Source organism: Solibacillus sp. FSL K6-1126 (assembly GCF_038003445.1).
In the GTDB taxonomy this organism is placed as follows: Bacteria; Bacillota; Bacilli; order Bacillales_A; family Planococcaceae; genus Solibacillus; species Solibacillus silvestris.
Genome location: NZ_JBBOPD010000001.1, coordinates 31,187 through 55,650, shown reverse-complemented (window position 1 = coordinate 55,650; position 24,464 = coordinate 31,187). Strand labels below are relative to the sequence as shown.

23 protein-coding genes are annotated in these 24,464 nt (G+C 37.5%); 19 read left to right on the top strand and 4 right to left on the bottom strand.

Annotation, left to right across the window (positions count from 1 at the left end; all coding sequences use genetic code 11):
* The first annotated feature begins 78 nt into the window (after nucleotides 1-78).
* Both MHH44_RS00285 and MHH44_RS00280 read left to right on the top strand, forming a co-directional pair.
* Nucleotides 79-822 (top strand): DUF4230 domain-containing protein, encoded by a 744-nt coding sequence (locus MHH44_RS00285; RefSeq protein WP_014822375.1) that lies wholly within the window; start codon nucleotides 79-81, stop codon nucleotides 820-822.
* A 329-nt stretch (nucleotides 823-1,151) separates the two neighbouring features.
* Nucleotides 1,152-2,420 carry an OFA family MFS transporter gene (locus MHH44_RS00280; RefSeq protein ID WP_340797510.1) on the top strand — a complete coding sequence of 423 codons (1,269 nt, stop codon included), beginning with the start codon at nucleotides 1,152-1,154 and terminating at the stop codon, nucleotides 2,418-2,420.
* Between the two features lie 108 nt (nucleotides 2,421-2,528).
* Here MHH44_RS00280 and MHH44_RS00275 read toward each other — a convergent pair whose 3' ends face one another.
* Complete coding sequence (locus tag MHH44_RS00275) at nucleotides 2,529-6,293, bottom strand: S8 family serine peptidase (protein ID WP_340797509.1); 3,765 nt, start codon at nucleotides 6,291-6,293, stop codon at nucleotides 2,529-2,531.
* Nucleotides 6,294-6,643: 350 nt separating this feature from the next.
* On the opposite strand from MHH44_RS00275, the gene MHH44_RS00270 reads away from it, so the two are divergent.
* Nucleotides 6,644-6,868, top strand: coding sequence for a hypothetical protein (locus tag MHH44_RS00270; protein WP_065217695.1), 225 nt, complete (start codon nucleotides 6,644-6,646; stop codon nucleotides 6,866-6,868).
* A gap of 142 nt (nucleotides 6,869-7,010) precedes the next feature.
* On the opposite strand, the gene MHH44_RS00265 is transcribed toward MHH44_RS00270, so the two are convergent.
* Entirely contained in the window at nucleotides 7,011-7,598 is a 588-nt protein-coding gene (locus tag MHH44_RS00265; RefSeq protein ID WP_340797508.1) for a hypothetical protein, read from the bottom strand.
* A gap of 340 nt (nucleotides 7,599-7,938) precedes the next feature.
* On the opposite strand from MHH44_RS00265, the gene MHH44_RS00260 reads away from it, so the two are divergent.
* From MHH44_RS00260 to MHH44_RS00225, 8 genes are all read left to right on the top strand, one after another.
* Entirely contained in the window at nucleotides 7,939-8,361 is a 423-nt protein-coding gene (locus MHH44_RS00260; RefSeq protein WP_065217694.1) for an organic hydroperoxide resistance protein, read from the top strand.
* Between the two features lie 385 nt (nucleotides 8,362-8,746).
* Nucleotides 8,747-9,955 carry a glycosyltransferase gene (locus MHH44_RS00255; protein WP_014822379.1) on the top strand — a complete coding sequence of 403 codons (1,209 nt, stop codon included), beginning with the start codon at nucleotides 8,747-8,749 and terminating at the stop codon, nucleotides 9,953-9,955.
* Entirely contained in the window at nucleotides 9,921-10,664 is a 744-nt protein-coding gene (locus MHH44_RS00250) for an HAD-IIB family hydrolase (protein WP_008407066.1), read from the top strand. Before MHH44_RS00255 ends, MHH44_RS00250 begins: the two co-directional genes overlap by 35 nt.
* Before the next feature lie 162 nt (nucleotides 10,665-10,826).
* Nucleotides 10,827-11,165 (top strand): CotD family spore coat protein, encoded by a 339-nt coding sequence (locus MHH44_RS00245; protein WP_008407064.1) that lies wholly within the window; start codon nucleotides 10,827-10,829, stop codon nucleotides 11,163-11,165.
* Nucleotides 11,166-11,338: 173 nt separating this feature from the next.
* Nucleotides 11,339-12,421 (top strand): type III polyketide synthase, encoded by a 1,083-nt coding sequence (locus MHH44_RS00240; protein WP_039967176.1) that lies wholly within the window; start codon nucleotides 11,339-11,341, stop codon nucleotides 12,419-12,421.
* 1 nt (nucleotide 12,422) lies between these two features.
* Nucleotides 12,423-12,965: an isoprenylcysteine carboxyl methyltransferase family protein gene (locus MHH44_RS00235; protein WP_039967174.1), complete on the top strand. Its 543-nt coding sequence runs from the start codon at nucleotides 12,423-12,425 to the stop codon at nucleotides 12,963-12,965.
* A gap of 164 nt (nucleotides 12,966-13,129) precedes the next feature.
* Nucleotides 13,130-14,269: a zinc-dependent alcohol dehydrogenase gene (locus MHH44_RS00230; RefSeq protein ID WP_008407061.1), complete on the top strand. Its 1,140-nt coding sequence runs from the start codon at nucleotides 13,130-13,132 to the stop codon at nucleotides 14,267-14,269.
* Nucleotides 14,270-14,431: 162 nt separating this feature from the next.
* The gene (locus MHH44_RS00225; protein WP_340797507.1) at nucleotides 14,432-15,073 is read left to right on the top strand and encodes a peptidylprolyl isomerase; all 642 of its coding nucleotides are present in this window, start codon (nucleotides 14,432-14,434) and stop codon (nucleotides 15,071-15,073) included.
* A 26-nt stretch (nucleotides 15,074-15,099) separates the two neighbouring features.
* Here the strand turns inward: MHH44_RS00225 and MHH44_RS00220 are convergent, their stop codons facing one another.
* A complete protein-coding gene (locus MHH44_RS00220; RefSeq protein WP_340797506.1) occupies nucleotides 15,100-15,852 on the bottom strand; it encodes a DUF2268 domain-containing protein in 753 nt (250 codons plus the stop codon).
* Nucleotides 15,853-15,952: 100 nt separating this feature from the next.
* Here MHH44_RS00220 and MHH44_RS00215 point away from each other — a divergent pair, with 100 nt between their 5' ends.
* Nucleotides 15,953-16,198, top strand: coding sequence for a hypothetical protein (locus MHH44_RS00215; RefSeq protein WP_014822384.1), 246 nt, complete (start codon nucleotides 15,953-15,955; stop codon nucleotides 16,196-16,198).
* A 53-nt stretch (nucleotides 16,199-16,251) separates the two neighbouring features.
* Here MHH44_RS00215 and MHH44_RS00210 read toward each other — a convergent pair whose 3' ends face one another.
* Nucleotides 16,252-17,097 (bottom strand): DegV family protein, encoded by an 846-nt coding sequence (locus MHH44_RS00210; RefSeq protein WP_065217689.1) that lies wholly within the window; start codon nucleotides 17,095-17,097, stop codon nucleotides 16,252-16,254.
* A gap of 522 nt (nucleotides 17,098-17,619) precedes the next feature.
* Here MHH44_RS00210 and mqo point away from each other — a divergent pair.
* The 7 genes from mqo to MHH44_RS00175 all read left to right on the top strand — a co-directional run bounded on the left by mqo (nucleotide 17,620) and on the right by MHH44_RS00175 (nucleotide 24,464).
* Nucleotides 17,620-19,104 carry a malate dehydrogenase (quinone) gene (mqo, locus tag MHH44_RS00205; RefSeq protein WP_014822386.1) on the top strand — a complete coding sequence of 495 codons (1,485 nt, stop codon included), beginning with the start codon at nucleotides 17,620-17,622 and terminating at the stop codon, nucleotides 19,102-19,104.
* 101 nt (nucleotides 19,105-19,205) lie between these two features.
* Nucleotides 19,206-19,685 (top strand): methylated-DNA--[protein]-cysteine S-methyltransferase, encoded by a 480-nt coding sequence (locus MHH44_RS00200; protein WP_014822387.1) that lies wholly within the window; start codon nucleotides 19,206-19,208, stop codon nucleotides 19,683-19,685.
* A gap of 45 nt (nucleotides 19,686-19,730) precedes the next feature.
* Complete coding sequence (locus tag MHH44_RS00195) at nucleotides 19,731-20,336, top strand: class I SAM-dependent methyltransferase (RefSeq protein ID WP_340797505.1); 606 nt, start codon at nucleotides 19,731-19,733, stop codon at nucleotides 20,334-20,336.
* A gap of 242 nt (nucleotides 20,337-20,578) precedes the next feature.
* Nucleotides 20,579-21,790 carry an ABC transporter substrate-binding protein gene (locus MHH44_RS00190; protein WP_340797504.1) on the top strand — a complete coding sequence of 404 codons (1,212 nt, stop codon included), beginning with the start codon at nucleotides 20,579-20,581 and terminating at the stop codon, nucleotides 21,788-21,790.
* A gap of 77 nt (nucleotides 21,791-21,867) precedes the next feature.
* The gene (locus tag MHH44_RS00185; RefSeq protein WP_008407046.1) at nucleotides 21,868-22,743 is read left to right on the top strand and encodes a branched-chain amino acid ABC transporter permease; all 876 of its coding nucleotides are present in this window, start codon (nucleotides 21,868-21,870) and stop codon (nucleotides 22,741-22,743) included.
* Nucleotides 22,744-22,752: 9 nt separating this feature from the next.
* The gene (locus MHH44_RS00180) at nucleotides 22,753-23,691 is read left to right on the top strand and encodes a branched-chain amino acid ABC transporter permease (RefSeq protein WP_340797503.1); all 939 of its coding nucleotides are present in this window, start codon (nucleotides 22,753-22,755) and stop codon (nucleotides 23,689-23,691) included.
* Nucleotides 23,688-24,464: an ABC transporter ATP-binding protein gene (locus MHH44_RS00175; RefSeq protein ID WP_008407042.1), complete on the top strand. Its 777-nt coding sequence runs from the start codon at nucleotides 23,688-23,690 to the stop codon at nucleotides 24,462-24,464. Before MHH44_RS00180 ends, MHH44_RS00175 begins: the two co-directional genes overlap by 4 nt.

Genomic DNA, 24,464 nt, shown 5'->3' with positions numbered 1-24,464 from the left:
TGATATGATATTCAAGTATAAATCTGGAAACTATAATTTAATTTTCCTTAACAAGATATCGGGAAGGGGGAAGATGCCATGAGTAAAAAAGAAGAAGCATTAACACAAATTGAACAAGTATTGAAAGAATTGAAAAACGGTGAGGAAGAAAGTGCTGCCACAGCGGTTATAGGACAGCACAGAGGAAACGCCAATATTTCCGGAGCAATATTTAAGGTTATATTTAAATTTTGGGGATTTAAGATTTTATTAATTGCACTGCTCCTAATCCTCATTACCTTTGGAGGTACTTGGTTATTTTTCGGAAATACATTGAAAAAAGATAGTACAGTATTTGTAGAACAGGTTCAGGAATTAGCAACGCTCGCAACGGCTGAAGCACATGTGAAAGTAGTCATTGAACAAAAGGATAATAAGCTGTTCGGAAATGATATTTCGGTTAATTTACCAGGTACAAAAAGGGAGCTATTATTAATTGTCCCTGCCACAGTCATTGCAGGTGTTGATCTTAAAGGAATAACTTCGGATGATATCAAAATCAACGAAGATGATAAAGAGTTAGAGATTGTCCTGCCACGAGCAACACTGATACAGGATCCTGCTATTCAAATGGAAGATGTCAAAACCTTCTCGGACGAAGGATTATTCCGTGGGGAAGTGAAGTGGGATGAGGGATATAATCTGGCAGCAGTAGCGCAAAAGCAAATTAAAGATGAAGCCATTGAAATCGGGTTGCTGGAATCAGCAGAAAAAAGTGCGGAGAAAGTTCTCGCAGGTTTTTTCCGAAATCTAGGCTATGCTGTGAAAATAACATTTAAATAGATTTTAATTATACCCGATTAAACAAGAAGATATATTTTGCTGCTTCAAACAGTCTAATTACTAAATTAGGCTGTTTTTTATTTTCTTAAGTACAGAATAATTTGAATAATATATGAATCATTTCTAGCAATTTAAAAATTATATTAAAATTATTATTCATTTATCATGAATATTATTATATAATCACTTTGTTAATGTTCGTGAAAATAAAATATTTAATCTATAAATCACTTATTATAATTAATAATATAGTTTATATACGAACTATATTTATTTATTTCTAATTAAAGTTCGTGTTTTGGGTTAAATGAATAATGAGGAGTTTTAATGTGGGAAAGTTTGAAAACAAGTGGATGCGTGCTGTCATTCCGGCTTTATTGATTCACTGTAGTATTGGTACAGTTTATTGCTGGTCATTATTTAAGGGTGATATTGCCTCTTACATCGGAAAACCTGTCAGTGAAGTGGAATGGGCATTCAGTATAGCTATTTTTGTTCTTGGTATGTCTGCTGCTTTTGGCGGGAAATTTGTTGAAAAAGATATTCATAAGTCATCCTTGCTTGCGGCCATATTTTTTGTTGTAGGGATGGCAGCAACAGGATTCTTTATTTATCAAAAATCATTAATGGGAATTTATATTTCATATGGAGTTGTTATGGGGATTGGGCTTGGAATCGGCTATTTAACACCTGTAAAAACACTGATGCTTTGGTTTAAAGAACAAAAGGGATTAGCAACGGGTCTTGCTGTTGCAGGATTTGGCTTAGCAAAAGTTATTGCAAGTCCATTAATGGAAAAGTTACTTGGTGATCGCAATAGTGAAGGTATTTTAGTGAATCCGACAAATATCTATATTATGTTTTATATTTTGGCAGCAATCTATTTAGTAATGATGGTTGTCGGACACTTAATTTTAAAGAAACCGGCTGGATATGAAGAAGAAAGTTTACAAATGCAAAGCTTTAGTTATAGAAAAGTATTAACGAATAAGACATTTATCGGTATTTGGCTGATGTTCTATATTAACATTACATGTGGCTTAGCGTTAATTTCACAGGAAAAAGGCATTTTAGCTTTCATTGGATTTGGAGCGATTGGTTTAGTTAGTTCGCTCACAGCTATTTTTAATGCAGGCGGACGAATTGCATTTTCTTCTTGGGGGGACCGTTTAAAAGATCGGAACTCCATTTATAAAATTATTTTCATTTCTTCCATTGTCATTATTTTATGTACCGTTATATTTGATGGAATAAATAATTCCATGGCCATTCTTATCATTGCCTTACTTTGTATTGTGAATGCAGGTTACGGGGGAGGATTCTCATCGTTGCCGCCACTGTTATCAGACCGCTTTGGTATCGACAGTATCTCAACTGTGCATGGCTTAGCCTTATCTGCATGGGCGTTTGCAGGATTGACAGGCAACCAGCTAAGTGCCATTATTCTTGAAAAAACCCAATCTTATGACATGGTATTATACGTAATTGCAGCTTTGTTTACGCTTGCTACTTTAATTAGTATATTCGTTGTTAAACCTGAAAAAGTGAACTTGGAAAACGAAGAGTTTAATAAGAAAAAAGAAATAGTAATAGGATAAAGTGTGAAGGGGTGCTGGTGCTTTAATAAAAGCATCCTTTTTCTTCGTAGGACAAAAAAGCCAAGTTTAGGCTCCATCGGGGATGAAGCTTAAACTTGGCTATATTAATTAAATTTCAAATTCGGTAACTTCATTGTTCTTTTTAGGAACTTTACCGTTGCCATTGCCGTTGCCATTGCCGTTGCCGTTGCCATTGCCGTTGCCGTTGCCGTTGCCATTGCCGTTGCCATTGCCGTTGCCGTTGCCGTTGCCATTACCAGGCTTTACAACAGTCACGTCAAACGTTAATGTATGCTCACCATATGTTACTGTAACAGAAGTAGTACCTTGACCTTTTCCTTTTACAGTGCCTGCTTTAACAGTAGCAATCTTCTCGTTTTCAACTTGGTAGTTTGCAAGGTTTGTAACATCTTTTTCTGTTGTTTCACCGTTCAATGTTGATACTTCAGTAATCTTAACCTTAACTTCTTTACCGATGCTTGTCTCAACTTGAGTTTGGTCGACTTCCAGTGTTACAACTGGCTCTTCTATTACAGGAGCTTTAACTGTTACAGTTACTGTTGCTACATTTTCACCATGTTTAACAGTAATTGTCGTTGTGCCTTCCGCTACTGCAGTTACTAAACCGTTTACAACTGTAGCAACATTTTCGTCTGCCACAACATACGTAGCTTGTGAAGTTACGTCTTCTTCTGTTGCATCGCCTTCAGCAGGTGTTGTTGTTTCCGTTACCGCAAGCTGTGCTGTTTCACCAGATGTTAAATCAAGCTCTGTTGGACTTACAGAAAGAGTGACAATTGGTTCTACTAATTCTTTTTCAAAAATTACTGCTTCGCCGACATTTCCGGCAGCATCTGTAATGACTACTGTTACAGCATTTGTTTCTGCTGTTACCGGGAATGTAAAGCTACCATTCTCATTTAAATCGAATGCAACCGGTGCTTGTACTTCGCCGTTTACAGTCGCAACATATGAAGCTTTTAATTTATCATTTAAATTGTAATCTAAGCCGTATAAATATAATTCTTCATTGTAGTCGATATACTTATCTGTTACTTGTCCTGAAACAATACCTTCAGCTACTGAACCTGTAATTTCCGGCTTTGTCGTTTTTACAACGATTGGTCCTACATAATCCGAAACTATTCCTGTAGCTGCCATACCAGTAAAGTCAATTGTATATAGACCATCCGGAATTGTAGTTGAAGGTGCACTGCCCCAAGGTTTGTACTGCCCGCCAACATTCAGCGTATAAGATCCTTTTCCTAGTGCAGAACCTGCATGCAGATATCCGATATAACCGTCCCCATATTCTCCGCCTTCCGGATTCATAATGTCCCAAAGCTCGATATAGTTTGTTGTAACATCACCAGTCAGGGTAAATGAAAGTACCGCTGAATCTTTGATGCCATCACCGTTAAATGACAGGTCTGTTTCTGTAATGTTGAAATCTTTAATTTCAGTAGCTGCCGCGCTGCCAAAGTCAGCTGCGAAAGGTAATGAAGCTTCTGTAGATCCACCGTTTATATGGATAAAACCTAAAATTTCAGAGCCATTTGGTGCCACAGCTTGTGAAGCAGTTAATGTAATGTTTAACAGCTGCTCACCAGCTAAATTAAAGGTAGACTGATCGACTGTAACAGCTGCATCGCCAAATGTTTTTGTCACATCAACGGATACGTTGTAACTGCCGCCATTTCCTTTCATATCTTTTACTAATACTTGTTTCGTTACAGAAATGTTTCCGTCTTTCAATGATTGAGGACCAAAAGTAACCGTCCCTTTTTTGTTGTCTACAACAGCACCTGTAGCATCTAAAACTGCTGTATCAAGTGCATACGCAAGAATTTCCGGGTGAGCCGCTGCATAGGCATTTACGCGTCCCGCACCTTGAGAGAACACATCATATTTTGCTGTATCCAGCACTTTTGCTGTATTCGAAAGGGCAACTTTTACATCGAAAGCATCCCAATCTGGATTTGCTTGTTTTACTAATGCTGCAATACCTGCAATATGCGGTGTTGCCATAGAAGTACCTGTTTTACGAGCATACGCTTCGTTGTAAACTGCTTCAGGGAAGTCCACTTTATACATAGGAATCGTTGACATAATATTTGTTCCAGGTGCCGTGACATCTGGTTTAATATCGAAGTTTGGTGTAGAAGGTCCACGTGAACTAGAAGAGTTTACATCATCTCCAGTTGTCGTAGTTGAAGCAAACTTGCCGAAGCTTACTTTCCCTGTTCCACCTGCCAATACAGTGCGAATTGCATTACCGTCTGTTACTGACATATCGAATGTTGGCAGGAACTCAAAAGAGTCACCAAGGAATGTGCCTGAAATGTCCGGTGCATTCGTTCCACCGGCAAAGTTATGGATAATTGTAGCGACTGCACCGTTTGCTTTAGCATTTGCAATTTTATCAACAAATGCAATACTTCCGCGCGAAATTAATGCCACTTTACCTTCAACATCAATTCCTTCATAATCTTTCACTTCCCCGTTTCCAGGAATCGCAACTAGATCAAACTCACCTTGAAGCTGAGCTGCTAAGTTTTTACCAAAAGTTGTTCCCATTAAAGGAAGCTGTTTTGTAAAGTTATAGTCGCTAACTGTAATATTAACCTCTCCGTTATACATTGTTTCCGGATTTGTTGTGTTACCGACTGCAATCCCTAAGCGGGCAGTTGCAGGTGTGCCCATTGTTCCACGGTTTGGACCTGAATTTCCTGTTGCAACAACACCGATTGTTCCAGCCATCATTGCGTTATTGATCGCAAATGATCCTGCATCCGTTTCAGTGTTAGCACCACCACCAAGTGAAAGGTTAATAACATCCATTTCTTCTATAACAGCTGTTTCAATTGCTTTAACAATACCTGATGTCGCACCGCTTCCGTATGCTCCAAGAACGCGGTAAGCATAAAGGTCTACTTTTGGAGCAATTCCTTTAATGCCGAATTCGTTAGCGCCAATTGCCGCTATTGTCCCGGCAACATGCGTTCCATGAGAAGTATAGAACGAGCTTCCGTTTGCATTGAATTCAGGAGTACCTGCTGGGCGCTCTGAAGGTAATGTTTCCGATGCATCGTCATCTGCACGTGGTTTAGCGTAAGTTGAAGAGTTAGGAATAAAGTTCTTCCCGCCTTTATAAATATCAGCAAATTCAGGGTGGTCTGCATCAATACCTGTATCAAGTACTGCCACTTTTATCCCTTGTCCTTCAATTCCTTCATTCCAAAGATTTTCAATACCAAGGAAAGAAATACTTGTATTCATTTGTGCTTCCAATTGCTCATCTTTAATAAGTTCTGATGATTTCGATTTTGTTGTAATTTCTTCTGATGCGTATACCGTTGCATCCGGTTCAATTAAAGTAATTCCTTCTACTGATAGCAGTTTTGGAATGTCATTTGCTTTAATTGTTGCTGCAAACCCGTTTAGTACCGTATCAAAAGTGTATCCTTGAGTCATTTGCACCTGTTTGGCAGTTAACTCTTTTTTTACTTTTGCCTGTTGTGCTTTTACATTTGCGCGAACTTCATTTGCGCGGGCATTAGAAAATTTTTTGCCTTTAATTTGGCTGATTCCTTGCTCTAAAGCTACCGGTTTTTCAGATAAATGAACGATAACTGCAACCTCTTGATTGCCTGAAATATTTTGCAGGCTTTCATGAAGAGTTGGGCCATCTTTAGACAAGGTTAGCTGTTCAGCAATCGCCGCTTTTAGCTGGAGGGTACTTTCACTCTGTCCATCCTGCTTGAATGGTTTTAATTCCTCAGCACTTGCATTCGAGAATGGAACTAATAAAGAGAGCACCATAACGAAAGCTAGAATACTGCTAAAGAATCTCGTAAATTTAAACTTTTTCAATCCTCATTTCCCCTTTGTATTAAATTTTCGCACTATTCTGTTTAATGCGGTATTACCAATTTATCACAATTGAATTTATCCGAATATCGAAATTTCTGTATTTTCAAAAAGATTGATAAATAGTATCAGTATGGTAAATATAGGGTAAATCTATCTTCCTAGTAATTTGGTAAAATAGTAGAACTTTCATACGAGAGATAAAAAAAGGAGGGAACTAATTCACTAATTAGGGAAAGGAGATTGTATATATTTTTAATAAAAGGAAGTAAGAGTGGTTAAACTTTAAAATGAAAAGTATAAAGGGGAAAAGATTTTTATACTTTTCAAATAAAAATCAATGGAGGATGGCTATGTCAAATATGGATTTTAAACGCAACTATGCAAAAGCAAGTCGCAAGCAAAGTGCGAATAAGCTAGAAGTAAATCAAAATCGTAAAAACTCCAAGCAAGAAGAGTTTGTATCAGAACTTGATTTTATTTTTAATGCAGCTCCAGCAAAAGAAAGCAATGTTCCTGCTAAAAGAAATAAAACAGGCATGAACGAGGCTGAAAGTGAACGAACTGCCTGGAACTAATTTATATTTGACATCTATTTTGTACATTGAATTAAAGAACTAAGGCATAAGCCTTAGTTCTTTTTTATTGAAAGTTACTTTTCATATTGCAAACAGGTTATATCATTTAACATTTTGGTTCGGCAATTACAAGCTGATTGATTTAGTAATGATTTTCCTTATTTACCTTCTTTTCATTTTCGTCAATTTCTTTCATGTATTCCTGGTATTCTTTCTCCACTTCCGATGTTGAGGGGAGAATGTGTTCCTTAGATGAGTCGATCCGCTTTCCATAACGAATCATCTTATAAATTATCATCCCGTTATTTGGTTTTCCGTTAAATGTGGTCATTGGAACTGCATCGAATAATACATAATAAAATGCATAAAAAACAAAGCGATCCCAAAATGTTTTATATTCTTCAATCACCCCATTAGCAATTAGAAAATTAATCGTAAGACCTACTATAAGATTGATTAAAATAGGTCCCGAATAAATGCTAATATAGGCAAACTTATTTTCATGTTTTAATTTGTCATACGAAAACCAGCTATAAAAATGATAGCAACTGCGGATATCGAACATACCAAACTTAAAAACTCTGCGCCCGGATCCGATCGTTACTCTTGGTTTAATTACTCCGAAAAGCCAACTGACTATTACGTATCCCATCTCCCGAATAAATACAACAGCAGGCAGGATAATAAATGCAGAAATGACAAGTGAAATGAGATCGGATATGCCAAACATATTACTATCCCCTCCCAACGAATACTTGTAAGTTGATACCCCCGATTATCAATTCAAAACATAAGCAATCGCTTGATTAACAACACTTGCATCCAATTTGTTTGGGGAAAAAATAGTATAGAGAAATAGTAAAAAAGTATTGGACTGTATAAATCCAATAAAGAAACACAAGCCCTCATCACTCATTTTGGCGATTATATCGACCTATAAAAATTTTTTGCTGAATAATTTATTGCTACTTCATCATGAATTTAACAATTAATTAACAAAAACACTTTTGGAAAAAGAAAAAAACGGGTAAGGATAAGTTGTATTTAAAAATGAAAGGTGTGGAAGTGGAATGTCTGAAAAATTATTTACTGCTATTGCAACTGCTTCAGGAGGACGTGAAGGGAAAGTACAGTCGGATGATGGGGTAATTCAATTTGAAACAGCAATGCCAGGAACACCGCGAGCGAAAAAACTTGAAAATGCAACAAACCCGGAACAATTATTTGCTTCAGGTTATGCTGCTTGCTTTGATAGCGCTCTCCAATTAACGGCAAGTAAAGCCCGTATTAAATTCACTTCTGAAGTAACAGCTAATGTCAGCTTATTGAAAGATGAACAAGATCAAGGGTTTAAGCTTGGTGTTGTGCTTCAGGTGAAAGGCACAGATATAGAGCGCGATCAATTAGAAGAACTGGTGCATAAAGCACATGAAGTATGTCCTTACTCAAAAGCAACAAGAGGCAATATTGAGGTCACGCTTGAAGTGATTTAAATAAAGTGTGCTGGCTTATAAAGATTACAAAATGCAGGTGCTTTTAACCTATTTTGAAAAAATAGTGTAATAATAAAGTTTTGTTTTTACTATTTTTTAGAATATTTTGTTTAATTTTTACTGAGTGGGGTACGTATCAATTGAACCTAATTAATAAAATATTAAATTCCAACACCCTTAATCTCTCTTCTATTATTTGCTAGGTAGTGTGAGGGTGTTTAAATCAATTGAGAATAAAGGACAGCATAAGAAGTTATAAATTCTACCTAGCTAATGAAGAGTAATTTTATGAAAAGTTACCATCATTTCATTAAAAATCAGCAAGACAGCAGTAAATATTTACAGCTATGATTCGCTGCTTAAGAACGAAAGGATGAGATTTCATTTGAGAAAGATATTATTTATTTCCGATCATGGCGACCCTTTAATTCCACTTGGAAGTAAACAAGCAGGTGGACAAAACAATTATGTAAAACATTTAGCCCTGCAGCTTGATGGGCTTGGGTACAGTGTTGATATTGTTACCCATTGGAGTAGTGAACAAAAGCCGGCAGTTGAACAGCTGGGTGAGCGCAGTAAAGTTTACCGCTTTGCAGGTGGTCAAAAAGGCTTTGTTGATAAGCGTCAGATGTTTACTTTACTTCCTCGTTTATACGAAGAAATGACCGAAACACTGGATATAAGCAGCTATGATGTTGTTCATACCCATTACTGGTTATCAGGAGTACTTGCATATAATCTGCAAAAAGAATATTCATTTTACTGGTGCCATACAAATCACTCCCTTGCCATTGCAAAAGAGCAAGGTACAGGCTTTATAGAAAGTAAGCGTAAGCACTTTGAAAAACTAATTATGGAGCAAGCGGATGTAGTTATTGCGACTACTCCAAATGAAAAGCAACAGATTGAAGTTTTTACAAAGAAAAAAAGTGCAGTATCTGTTGTGCCGGTAGGAGTTTCACCAGTGTATCTGACATCCCCTGAGGAAGTGGATCAGTTTGCATTTCCATACTATTTTTATGCCGGCCGTTTAGAAACTTCAAAAGGGATTTTTGATCTTTTAGAAGGATTCAGACATATGCTGAAAAAGTATGATGTCCCGGATAACGTGAAACTGCTTATTGCAGGTGGCTGTCCGGAATCAATTGATATTAAAAACTATTGCCCAAAAAGCGAACCGCTAAAAGAAGCAATTAAAGGAATGGAAGATCGTGTATTATTCCTCGGCCCCAAAAATGAAAAACAGTTAAAGAACCTTTACGGTGGTGCCTTAGCAACCATTATGCCTTCACATTATGAATCATTTGGTATGGTAGCTGCAGAAGCGCAGGCTTGTGGCTGTCCTGTAATTGCGACACATGTAGGCGGACTAAAAGATGTCGTCAAATCCGGAGTGACTGGCCTTCATATACCAAAAGCAAATGTGCAAAAATTGAGCGAAAGCATGGCGTATTTCTTAAAGAGCTCGCCAAAACTATTAAAAATGCGTCGTGATGCAAAACAATATGCAATGAAAGAATTTAACTGGTCTCTCATTTCCCGCAAAGTAAAGGAGCTGTATGAACGAAAAAATGCTTACATTTCCTTACCTTAAACCTCGTGTTTTAGCAACAGATTTAGATAATACGATTGTTAGCGATAAGGTTCCACATACCGATTTGTGGGAAACGCTGGCACTTGAAAACACATCTCTTATATACATTACAGGAAGATACAGGCAGTCGGCGATTGATTTAATTGAACGCGAACAACTGCCAAAGCCGGACATTTTAATATGTGACGTTGGAGCTTCGATCTACCTTGGTCCTTCATATGAGCTTGATCAGGAATGGGCGAGCAATATTAAGCAGGAAGACTTTGAACAGGTTAATACGATTGCAAAATCCATTGATATCGCCAGACAGCCAATTGATACCCCTTGGCGATTGGCCTATTTTGCGAGTGAACTGCAGGTTCAAATACTTAAGAAAGCGATCAAGCAGCATAATTTAGCAGTTGATCTTATTTTTAGCAGTGAAAGAGATGTAGATATTCTCCCTGCAAATATTAATAAAGGTGCTGCTCTGAAATATGTACTTAATAAGTGTAACTATGATGGCGAGGTAGTTGTAGCGGGGGATTCGGAAAATGATCTCAGTCTTTTCAATCTCGGCTATCCTGCAATTGCAGTTGGAAACGCATGTGACGCCATATTAGCATTATCGCAAAATGACCATATTCATTATGCAAAAGGGCACGCATCAGCCGGTGTAAAAGAAATATGGGAAAGACTTTACACGCCATTATCACAAAAGATTCAATAGGTTTTTACTAGACAAATATTTTTTGACTTTACTTCACTATTTTTGCAGATTACAGCCTATTCTTTAAAATTTGTTTCTAAACAATAGGCAAGTAAATAGGTTATTCCGAATTCCTTTCATACGTTAGTAAAGATACATCAAGATGAAGGAAGGAGGATAAAATTGGTTAATAGAAACTGGTTTAATTCTTTTAATGATGAAAGAGGTCAATCGTTTTTCAATAATGCACAGCAATTACCAACACAAACAGGACCAACTCAGTATGCATCACCGCAAGTATCGCCAACGAGACAATATGTTCAAAGAAATATATCGAACACGGTGGTGCCACACGTTCATCCATCACATTTAACAACGGTCAACCAACATTATATTAACAACCAACACTATTTCCCTCATACACAATCTGTTGTGAATGAGTGTTTCGAAACTAATACAATGTGTGGAACACCGTTTAGACCACATGGTGACTGTGGTTGTTCAAAAAGAAGAGGCTGGTAGTCGTTCTTCAATAATTGCATTTAAAAATTAATAAAAAAGATAATAGCACCGTCCTGTTAATGGATAGTGCTATTATTCATGAAAAATAACATAAATATTCCATTTATTTCTGTATATTTTTTTGGTTTTATCAATACATTGAAAGAAAATAACTCATATAAGGAGAAATTACTATTCCAAAAATCGCTTCAGTAAGTACGCATACACCGCCTTTCGCATTAGCTCAGTCGAATATTGAGCAATTGACGAAAGAGCTTTTCCAACATAAAATTCCAAAGTTAGAACGGTTATTAAAAGTTTTTGAGAATGGTGAAATAAAAACAAGAAATTTATGTGTTTCACCTGACTGGTATCGTGAAGATCATACATTTGAAGAACGCAATGAACTTTATATAAAACTGGCTACCGAGTATAGTGTTGAAGTCATTCAAAAATGTTTAACAAATCGTTCCTTTTTACAACAGGACATCTCTACTGAAGATATAGATGCTATTATTTTTATTAGTAGTACAGGCATTTCAACACCAAGTATTGATGCACGTGTTATGAATATTCTACCTTTTTCAAATGAACTAGTCAGAATCCCGTTATGGGGGCTAGGCTGTGCAGGGGGAGCCGCAGGTATTAGTAGGGCTTCTGACTATTGCAAAGCGCACCCAAAGGCAAAGGTACTTGTCGTTTGTGTGGAACTATGTAGCCTTACATTCCAAAAAGATGATTATTCTAAAAGTAATCTCGTAGGTACTTCATTATTTGCTGATGGAGCGGCTTGTGCCCTCGTGTGCGGCGATGATGTTGAGCTAGAGCAAAATGTACCAATCCCATATATTAAGGGAAGTGGCTCAAAGTGGATGCCGGATTCTGAAGATGTAATGGGCTGGGATGTAAAAAATAGCGGTTTGCATGTAGTATTTTCAAAAAGCATACCGGTCATTATTTCAAAGTGGCTTGGACCATTTATCCATGAGTTTTTAAATAAGTACGATGTTTTACCTGAACAAATTGTAAACTTTGTAGCACATCCTGGTGGAAAAAAAGTATTGCAAGCATACGAGGAAACAATGAATTTAACAACGGAACATACAGATGTTTCACGTGAAATACTTCAAAAAAATGGAAACATGTCTTCTCCTACAGTTCTGTATGTTTTGGAGCAATTTATGTTAAATGAAAAAAGAGCGGATACTTTAGGTTTACTAGTGGCTCTAGGGCCAGGTTTTAGCGGAGAAGTCGTATTATTGGAATGGAGGGAGTAAGCTGATTTTTTATATTGTACTAGCTTTTGTAATTATTCAAAGATTAGTAGAGCTGGTTATAGCAAAAAGAAATGAAAAATTAATGCTTGCTAAAGGAGCATATGAAGTAGGTGCCTCTCATTATCCATTCATGATTGTACTGCATACTGGCTTTTTTGTAAGCCTTCTTATTGAAGTCTTATTTTTCAGTGGACAGTTTACACCGCATTATATATGGCTCATTTTATTTTTATTGTTGCAGATGTTAAGAGTATGGTGTCTAGTTTCATTAGGATCTTTCTGGAATACAAAAATTATTATTTTACCAGGAGCAAATGTAGTAGCGAAGGGGCCGTATTCTTTTATCCGTCACCCAAACTATTTAGTTGTATGTTTAGAGATTGCTGTATTGCCACTTATGTTCCAGGCATATTTTACAGCTATCTGTTTCACAATTTTAAATTTCATTATCCTTTCTATTCGTATTCCACTGGAGGAAAAAGCGTTAAAAGAAGGGACGAACTATACTGCCTATTTGGAACGTAATAATGTTAAGCAGCCATAAATAAAAACACTGATTCTTTAATAAAGGATCAGTGTTTTTTTAGCTGTAAATAGAATACACAATGGCTGATTTTATGTCTATTTTCTCGGCTGGAGGGTATATAACTTACAGAATAACTTTGACGAAGTTTCATTCTAATACTTTATCCAACAGGAGGGGTCTTTTTGAAAGCAGTAACGTATCAAGGTGCAAAAAAAGTAGAAGTAAAAGAAGTTCCGGATGCAAAAATTGAAAAGCCAGATGACATTATTGTACGTATTACCTCAACGGCAATTTGCGGGTCAGATCTCCATATTTATCGCGGGGCTGTTCCGGCACGAGAAGATTTTGTTATTGGACATGAACCTATGGGAATCGTGGAAGAAGTCGGACCTGATGTGACAAAAGTTAAAAAAGGGGACCGCGTTGTTATTCCTTTTAATGTTGCTTGCGGAGAATGCTTCTACTGTCAAAATCAATTGGAAAGCCAATGTGACAATGCCAACGAAAATCCGGCGATTGATTCGGGTGCCTATTTTGGATATACAGAGCGCTATGGTAACTTCCCGGGTGGACAGGCAGAATACTTGCGTGTACCGTACGGGAACTTCATACCATTTAAAGTACCTGACAACTGTGAACTAGAAGATGAGGCATTGCTGTTTATATCTGATGTATTGCCGACTGCCTATTGGAGTGTGGAACATTCGGGAGTTAAAAAGGGAGATACGGTTATTGTATTAGGCTCTGGCCCCATCGGCTTAATGGTACAAAAATTCGCATGGATGAAAGGTGCGAAGCGTGTAATGGTAGTAGACCCTTTAAACTATCGTTTAGAACATGCAAAACGTACAAACAATGTAGAAATATTTAACTTTGATGATTTCGATGATGTAGGAAATCATCTTCATGAGCTTACACATGGAGGTGCCGATGTAGTAATCGACTGTGTAGGTATGGATGGTAAAATGTCCCTTGTAGAAAAGGCACAGCAAAAACTAAAGCTTCAAGGTGGAACATTGAGTGCGATTGATGTTGGAATTAAGGCTGTCAGAAAATTTGGTACAATTCAGCTGACAGGTGTATATGGTTCAAAATACAATATGTTCCCATTAGGCAATATTTTCGAGCGCAATGTAACAGTGAAAACGGGACAAGCACCGGCTATTCATTATAGTCCAATGCTTTATGAAATGGTTGCTGAAGGGAAGATTGATCCAACAGAAATCATTACCCATAAAGTGCCGCTGTCTGAGGCTAGTGAGGCATATAAGAAATTCCATGACCATGAAGATCAAAGTATTAAATTTATTTTAAAACCTTAGTTTTTCTGTCGAATTTAAATAAAAGCATTTTATATAACATCTAAAACATTGCGGCTGCAAGGTTTTAGATGTTTTTTAATGAAAACGCTGCTCCCAATTGATGCTCTAATATATATATCCGTAGTATGATGGAATTAAGTTGGAAAAAGGAGATGAATGTGAATGAAGAAGTATTATCAAATAGTTTTATTTACCGTGCTAATCGTCATTTTAGCTGCATGCGGTAAGGAAACGGCGGAAAACAAAGAACAGGAAACCACTGTAAATTATGCTGAAGAAGTTACAGAAAATCCAATTGTTACGATCACAATGGAAAATGATGAAAAGATCGTTATTGAGCTAGAGCCAAAAACAGCTCCTAATACAGTGGCCAATTTTATCTCCCTTGTAGAAGATGGGTTTTATGATGGACTAATTTTCCATCGTGTCATTCCCGGTTTCATGATCCAAGGTGGAGACCCGGATGGTACAGGTATGGGTGGACCTGATTATGCAATTAAAGGGGAATTTACCTCAAACGGATTTGAAAATACGTTAACACACGAGCGAGGTGTAATCTCGATGGCTCGTTCCCAAGATCCGGATTCGGCGGGCTCACAATTCTTTATAATGACGGAGCAAGCAACGCATTTGGATGGTGACTATGCAGCATTCGGCAAGGTAACTGAAGGAATGGAAACAGTTGATGAGATTGTTGCTGCTGAACGCGCGGAAAATGATAAACCGCTGGAAGATCAAAAGATAAAAACAGTTGAAGTTGACACGAAAGGCTTTGATTATCCGGAGCCAGTCATTCAAAAATAAATATGTAAGGGAGCAACCGTAAATAATTATTCGGTTGCTCCCTTTTTCCATCCTGCACCCTCTAATAAATAAAGTGAAGGCATGGAGAGGAGTTGTTTTACATCATAAGGACCTTTCTTTTGTAAAAAGGCTTCAACTAATCGATACCCCGTACAATACCCAATCCAAGGGGGTAAATTTAATGCCGAGTCCCCGAATAAAAAGGCTTGATGTTCATGCAAACCTGACACATGCAATGCTTGGGTGAAATGAGTATCCCAATAACTTAATACTTCCTCCATGGAATACCGTTTCGTCCATGAACTTAATGCATACTCTCCATATAAGCTTTCCACCGCATGCTCGGCCAGTCCCTCCATAAGCAATGAGTCAAGTAATGTAGGGGGTTCTATTAAAAACCTGCGCCTGCAAATATGATGATATTCATGGGTAAACAGTGCATGAAGTTCTTTTATTGTGACGCGAGGGGATACATACAAACAAATGCCATTAGGATAGGCAACACCATTTTTTACAAATCCGTTTTTTATTGGCAAAATGGCAACAGGTATATCCGGACCGTTCCATAAAAGTATTAATTCCTCTAAAAGTCTTTTTGATATTTGCCAAACATCCAATGTTATGCGGAGTTCCTCATGTTGAAGCAGCCCCTGCTGTAAAAGTTCAAATTGAACGGCCTCAGGTGGAAATCGAGGGAAAATGGATTGGATGATTGGATAGGCTGCCAGCTCACGATGCTCCGTTTTTTCAAATAATAATTTTGTCTCCAGAATGGGCATAATTTTCTCCTTTTTCTTAGTGTATGAATTAGACGAAGCGCTCGTATGTGCGAATTGCTTGAACATATAGTAGAAAAAAGTAAGGAAAGGAGTGAAATAGATGCATCCAAAAGAGGCGTATGATTTATGCTGCAAATATCAAGGGAAGCGGGTAAGGATTACAGATAATCAAGGTAATCTGCATGTAGGTAGAATTACACAAGTCGATAATCGCCAAGTATGGATTATGCCCGATAGAAATGGTTATGGTATTGGATTTTGGGGCTTTGGCGGGGCTGGATTTGGTTATGGCATTGCTTTAGGAGCGATTACCGGTATTGCACTTGCAGGGCTTTTTTTCATTTAAGTAAAAAAAGCTGTCTAGAAAGTAATTTTCTAGGCAGCTTTTACAATGTATACTTATTGTCCCGTAAAGAAAATAGCAATTGTGCCTCGACCGACATGTGCACCGATCACCGCACCAATTGTTGTGGTTTCAATTGCCTTCGGGTGTAATGAATCTGCAATTGCGGCTTTTATTTCTAGCATTAATTCCTCATCATTACTGTGGGAAATACCGACAACTTTATTCGAAAAGTCTCCTCCACGTTCTTTCATAAGGGCAATCATACGTTGGGTAGCCTTTTTAAAGCCACGTGTTTTTTCTATTGGTACAAGCTTACCATCATCCATATTTAAGATAGGCTTAATATTAAGTAATCCACCCATAAAAGCACTCGCTTTTGATACACGACCGCCTTTTGCTAAGTGGTTTAAATCGCCAACTGTAAATAGATGTTCCATTGAATTAGCCATTGTTGTTAGTTTTTCAACGGCTTCATTAAACTCAATGCCAAATTTATTTAAACGTACGGCTTCTTTCACAACTAAGCCTTGCCCGAAAGAAGCACATTTCGTATCAATAATTTCTAATTTCAAGTTCGGATAACTTTCTAATACCTGATTTTTTGCTAAAATTGCTGTTTGGCATGTACCAGACAATTCAGATGAAAAGGCAATATAAACTCCTTCTTCACCGGATTTTGCTAATTCTTCAAAAGCGTTGATAAATACTTCTAATGAAACTTGTGATGTTTTAAGTTGCTCACCTTCAGCAATTGCCGCGTATACCTGGTCTGTTGTGATGCCAATAATGTCATCATACTCAACACCTTTCACTAACACGCGTAACGGAAAAAGATGTACTTCTTCGTTATCAAAAAATGATTTCGGTAAGTCAGAACCACTATCCGTATAAATTTTCATAAACATCCCCCTTATCTCACTCAGATTTGATTTTAGTTTAATTTAAATTATGAACTATTTACATTTGTCATGTTTTTCCTATGATGACTGTATTTATTATATAGTTTATGCACAGAGCGATGCCTACTATTCTTACAAAATATTGACGATATTTCAAGTTGATATTTATAGAAATTCCATTTAATGAAAAGTATAAGCTTCTCATTGTAGCATAACGTAAAATAGACAAAATAGTTAGAAAAAAGTTGTTAGAAAATAAAGAAAACATAAATAAATAATTTTAAGCTTCTACAAAATATGCTCATAAATGTTTCGCCTATTCTCGCAAAAGACAACCTTTTCACTTGCTTGCATTGTCTCGGTTTGTATATATTTTAATCTTTTCACAATTGTGTTACACTACAATAAGGTAATAAATGATATAGAATCAATGGAATCGTCTCCTATAAAGGGTTGTCGATAGTAAAATAGAGCGCTTACATTATTCTAAAAATCTTAATATATATGTAAGGGAAGGTAAAAATGAGTAACAAGCATATCAAATCAGACGTTATCTTAATTGGTGCCGGAATTATGAGTGCTACTTTAGGTACAATGCTTAAAGAATTAGCACCGGATTGGAAGATCAAAGTATTTGAGAACCTAGCTAAAGCGGGTGAAGAGAGCTCTCACGAATTAAATAATGCCGGAACTGGGCATGCTGCTTTATGTGAGCTTAACTACACAAGCGAGAAAAAAGACGGAACAATCGATATTACAAAAGCGATTAACGTTAACACACAATTCCAAGATTCACTACAATTTTGGACACATTTAGTTAACACAAAGCAAATTGAAAAACCGGAAGAATTCATTATGCCATTACCACATATGAGTATGGTACAAGGTGCTAGCAATGTTGAGTATCTTAAAAAGCGTCATGCAGCAATGACAGCAAATCCATTATTCGAAGGTATGGAATTCTCGGATGATCCTGAAACACTAAAACAATGGATTCCTTTAATTATGAATGAACGTAAATCAAGTGAACCAATTGCTGCAACAAAAATCGATTCTGGTACGGATGTTAACTTTGGGGCGTTAACTCGTACGTTAATCACGAACTTACAAAAGCAAGATGTAGATGTAAACTACAACCATAATGTTTTAGATGTAAAACGTTTAAAAGATGGTTCTTGGGAAGTAAAAGTTCATAACAAAGAAAACGGTAAAGTCGAATACCACATTGCGAAATTTGTATTCCTTGGAGCTGGTGGTGGTAGCCTTGAGTTACTACAAAAATCCGGTATCCCTGAATCAAAACATATCGGTGGATTCCCGATTTCTGGTTTATTCTTAGTGTGTAACAATGAAGAAGTAGTTAACCAACACCATGCAAAAGTATATGGTAAAGCAGCGGTTGGTGCGCCACCGATGTCAGTACCACACTTAGACACTCGTTATATCGATGGTAAAAAATCATTATTATTCGGACCATTCGCAGGCTTCTCTCCGAAGTTCTTAAAAACAGGTTCAAATATGGACTTATTTGCATCGATTAAACCACATAACTTATTAACTTTACTAGCTTGTGGTGTGAAAGAAATGTCGTTGAGCAAATATTTAGTTTCTCAATTAGTTCTTTCAAAAGAAGCACGTATGGAGGAATTACGTCAATTCATTCCAACTGCCAAGTCAGAAGACTGGGAAGTTAGTGTTGCAGGTCAGCGTGTACAAGTAATTAAAGACACAGACGCTGGTAAAGGGACATTACAATTCGGTACTGAAGTTGTAACTGCACACGACGGATCTATCGCAGCATTATTAGGTGCATCTCCAGGTGCTTCTACAGCTGTATCTGTTATGTTAAAAGTAATCAACCAATGCTTCCCAGAAGAGATGAAAGCTTGGGAACCAAAGATTAAGGAAATGATTCCATCTTACGGTGAAAACTTAGTTGAAAATACAGAACTTCTTAAAGAAGTACATGAAACAACAACGAAAGCTTTAGGTTTAAACAAAGCATAATTGTTAATAGAAAGAACCTTTAATCATTGTCGGATTAAAGGTTCTTTTTTTAATAAAGAAATTACGCTATAGTAAATTTGGAGAAGGGAAGGAGGAGTACAATGTATAAATTAGATTATGCTTCACCAATTGGCGTTATTGAGATTGCAGGAACTGAACATTTTATAGCATCGGTATTATTTGCAGAGCGAGAAGAAATTATAAACTTCCCAGCTAATGATACCCCTCAGCTTTTATTGGACTGCAGTACAGAGCTGGATGAATATTTTAAAGGCCGACGCAAAGATTTTTCGATACTTTATAAATTGCAAGGAACAATGTTTCAAACAACGGTATGGCAAGCATTAACAACAGTTCCTTATGGCAAAACCGCTTCCTATAAAGAAATTGCCCAACAGATTGAAAATGAAAAAGCTGTCCGCGCTGTTGGAATGACAAATAGCAAAAATGTGATAAGTATTATCGTCCCATGCCACCGGATTATCGGCAAAAATGGTAAACTTACAGGGTATGCAGGCGGTTTATGGAGAAAACAGTGGCTGCTTGAACATGAGCTTAAATATAGCTTCAATTTAGATTAACGTTATAGAAATATATTTTTTTAAACTAGTTAGTGAGGTGAATGAATGAACGAGCAGCAATATGATCATATGCTAAATATCGAAACAACCGGCTATCAATACGGTTTTCCCAAATTAGCAAAATACCATCGCTATGAACCTACACCCTATAGCGGACTGGAGCAATTATTCGAATCCTACGAGCTACCCCCTAAAGCACATTTTCTGGATATCGGCTGCGGAAAAGGGCGTGTTCCTATTTATATATATCATCGCTTCCATATTCCCGTTATTGGCATTGAAATGGATCAGAAGTTTTTTACAGAAGCGGAACATAATGCAGAGCAATATTTAAAAAAGGTAAAGAAGAAACAAGCACCGATTCAATTTTTGAACATCATCGCCGAGACATATGAAATTAAAAAGCACGATAATGTCTTTTTCTTCTTCAACCCCTTTTCAGTACATGTATTTCGTGAGTTTATAAAGCATGTTATGGATTCCATCACGTTATACCCGCGAATAGTAGATATTATTTTATATTATCCATCCCCTGACTATATGGATTTCCTGCAACAAGAGCAGTCACTACATTGCCATTTAGATATAAAATTACGCCATGAAAAAAATGAAAATGAACGTATCGTCGTTTTTCGTATTCCGAAACAATAAACGGCGTTTTTTTATTATCAGAAAATAGTAGACTGTAAATTTAGAATACATAAAATTAACAGAATAATCGTACTAGACTAATAATTGGTATTCGATTACAATACAGAAGTTGGAATAATTGTTTATATTATTCTCGTAGATTTATTCTGAATATTGAAAATTTAGATTGTGCGAATGTAAGGTATTGGTTATAATTATCAGAAATATCAAACATTTGTAGTATGACTAAGGGGGAAATGATGATGACAAATCACAAAAAGACAAAAAAGTATGGTTCATTATTCATGGCAACAGCTTTATTAACAGGGGTGTTAGCTGGTTGTGGTACAGATGAATCTAGTTCTTCTGGATCAGGAGACGGCGGCAACGCAGCTGGCGACACGATTAAAATCGGAGCCAACTTAGAATTATCAGGTGCTGTAGCTTCATACGGATCATCGATTAATGATGGAGCAAAGTTGGCGATTGAAGAAATTAATGCAGCAGGCGGTATAGATGGAAAAAAACTGGAGTACATTCCAGTCGACAATAAATCAGAAACAGCGGAAGCAACTTCTGCTGCCATGAAATTAGCAGAACAAGAAAAAGTAGTGGCAATGTTAGCGCCGGCTACTTCAGGGAACTCCGTTGCAACAGTACAAATCGCAAGTCAGCATAAAGTTCCGATGGTGACAGGGTCAGGTACTGCACCAAATGTAACAGTAAACGATGACGGAACAGTAAATGAATATGCATTCCGTACTTGTTTCATCGACCCATTCCAAGGGACGGTAGCAGCAAACTTTGCGACAAATGAACTACAAGCTAAAAATGTGGCAATTTTCGCGGATAATGCTTCAGATTACGCGAAAGGTTTAGCCGCATCATTTAAGGAAACTATTTCTGCAAATGGCGGTTCGGTAGTCGCAGAAGAGGCGTATGTTGCAAAGGACGTAGACTTTAAATCTCAATTAACTAATATTAAAGGGAAAAATCCTGATTTCATTTTCATCCCTGGCTACTATGAAGAAGTAGGGATTATCGTAAAACAAGCACGGGAATTAGGTATTACCGTACCGCTTATGGGTGCTGATGGTTGGGATTCGCCAACACTAATTGAATTAGCGGGTGCTGATGCGTTAAATAATACCTTTATTACTAACCACTACTCATCTGAAGATCCGGATTCAAAAATTCAGGACTTCGTTACAGCATTTAATGATGAGTACAGCAAATCACCGAATGCTTTCCATGCATTAGGTTATGATTCGATTTACTTTATCGTTGATGCGATTAAGCGTGTAGATGGAGACATTACAGGCGAAGCAATTCAAAAGCAGCTTGCATCAACGAAAGATTTAAGCTTAGTAACAGGTACTTTCACAGTTGACGAAAACCACAACCCAGTAAAATCTGCAACAGTTCTAGAATTCGTAGACGGCAAACAACAGTTCAACTCTAAAGTTAATCCTTAATTTTTTACGAGTAAGGGGGGCGGAACTAGCCTCCCTTTTTTTTTCATACATTAATAGAGAAAAAAGGAGTGAACTGTATGGAATGGATCCAACAATTAGTGAATGGTATTTCGCTAGGTAGTATTTATGCACTAATCGCACTAGGCTATACGATGGTATACGGAATTATTAAGCTCATCAACTTTGCCCATGGTGATGTTTTCATGCTTGGTGCTTTTATCGGCTTTTATGCCATTGCACGTTGGGAAATGAATGTCTTTTTAGCCCTTATTATCGCGATGATATTATGTGCCGTTATTGGAGTAATAATCGAGCGTGTCGCCTATAAGCGACTGCGTAATGCAACGCGAATCGCAGCTCTTATTACGGCAATCGGTGTCTCACTGTTAATTGAATATACGGTAATTTTCTTTAGAGGTCCGTCACCAGAGGCGTATCCGTCTGTATTTGCAACGAAGAATATTGAAATTTTCGGTGCCCAGATCAGTACACTGGCGATATTCATCTTATCTGTTTCGATTTTCTTAATGATCTTATTACAATTCATTGTTCATAAAACAAAGATCGGTAAAGCAATGCGTGCCGTATCCCATGATGCAGATGCAGCTCGCTTAATGGGCATTAACGTAGATAATACGATTTCAGCCACATTCGCAATTGGTTCCGCACTGGCAGGAGCTGCGGGCGTAATTTTTGGCATTTACTATACACGTATTGATCCGTTAATGGGGATTATGCCTGGTATTAAAGCATTCATTGCCGCTGTATTAGGTGGTATTGGCATTATTCCAGGGGCAATGGTAGGCGGTCTTGTACTAGGGGTTGTTGAAACAGTTGTTTCGGCTCTCGGATATTCATTATGGCGAGATGCAGCCGCATTTGTCATCCTGATTTTAATTCTAATATTACGTCCAGCGGGTATTTTCGGTAAAAATACGCGCGAGAAAGTGTAGGTGAACAGCATGAAAAAATCGAAAATCTTTTGGGGTTATGCCGTCCTAGCACTTGTGATTTATGCAGTTATTCAATTATTGATTTCCAACGGTGTTATCCAGTTCTACTATCAAAACATGTTCATCGCAATGTGTATTAATGTTATTTTGGCGGTAAGTTTACATGTCATTATCGGGGTTACAGGTCAGTTCTCGATAGGGCATGCCGGTTTTCTAGCTGTTGGAGCTTACATATCGGCTATTTGTACAATGAAATTTGGCATGCCATTTATTACAGCCATTTTAATTGGCGCTATTGTCGCAGCACTTGCCGGATTGCTTGTAGGAATTCCTTCACTTCGTTTAAAAGGCGACTACTTGGCGATTGCTACGCTAGGGTTTGCTGAAATTATTCGAATTGTATTTGTGAATACTGACTATGTGGGTGGTGCAGCAGGCTTGCAAGTTGCCCATCAGTCAACATGGACATATGCATTTTTTGCGACATTCATTACAATTCTCGTCATCTCGAACTTTACGAATTCACGTCATGGTCGTGCGTGTATTTCCATACGTGAAGATGAAATTGCGGCTGACGCAATGGGCATTAACACAACCTATTACAAAGTTGTCGCATTTGCAATCGGTTCGTTCTTCGCTGGAGTGGCGGGTGCCATCTATGCCCATAACTATTATATTATTCAGCCGACAGCATTCGGGTTTTTAAAGTCATTTGATATTTTAATATTCGTCGTATTGGGCGGATTAGGCAGTTTATCTGGTTCTGTTATTGCAGCAGTATTACTGACATTCGTCTCTACGTATTTACAGGACTTCCCGGAAACGCGGATGATTATTTACTCACTGATTTTAATATTAGTTATGCTTTATCGACCTACAGGTTTATTAGGTTCAAAAGAGATCACAGCATACTTCAAGTTTGGTAAAAAAGGAGGTACACGCGTATGAGCAGTGCACTTCTAAAAGTAGAAAAGCTAGGTATTCAGTTTGGGGGTTTAAAGGCTGTTCAAAATGTAGAAATGCATTTGAATCAAGGAGAGTTGATAGGTTTAATCGGCCCGAATGGTGCAGGGAAAACAACCACATTTAATATGCTGACAGGGGTATATACACCAACGGAAGGGACAATTATATTCAACGGAAAAGCAATTGGCGGCCTGGATCCATATAAGGTGACACGCCAAGGTATTAGCCGGACATTCCAAAATATTCGCCTATTTAAAGAGTTGTCTGTACTGGATAATGTAAAGGTCGCTAACCATGGTTTGGCAAAACATAATTTAGTTTCGAGCATTTTCAGGTTGCCAAGTCACTTTAAAGGCGAAGAGAAAATGGAACAGGAATCATTAGCATTCTTGAAAATATTCGGGCTTGATGTATACCGTGACGAGCTTGCGAAAAATTTGCCGTACGGAATGCAGCGACGCCTGGAAATAGCCCGAGCGTTGGCTGCTGCACCAAAGCTATTATTATTGGATGAACCGGCAGCCGGGATGAATGCAAAGGAAACGCATGATTTAATGGAGCTAATTGCTTTTATTCGTAAGGAATTTGATTTAACGATTTTATTGATCGAACATGATATGAACTTAGTTATGGGTATTTGTGAGCGAATCTACGTACTTGACCACGGACAGTTAATTGCCGATGGGACACCTGAAGAAATCCGTTCAAACCCGAAAGTAATTGAGGCTTACTTAGGTGAGGAGGTTACAGAATAA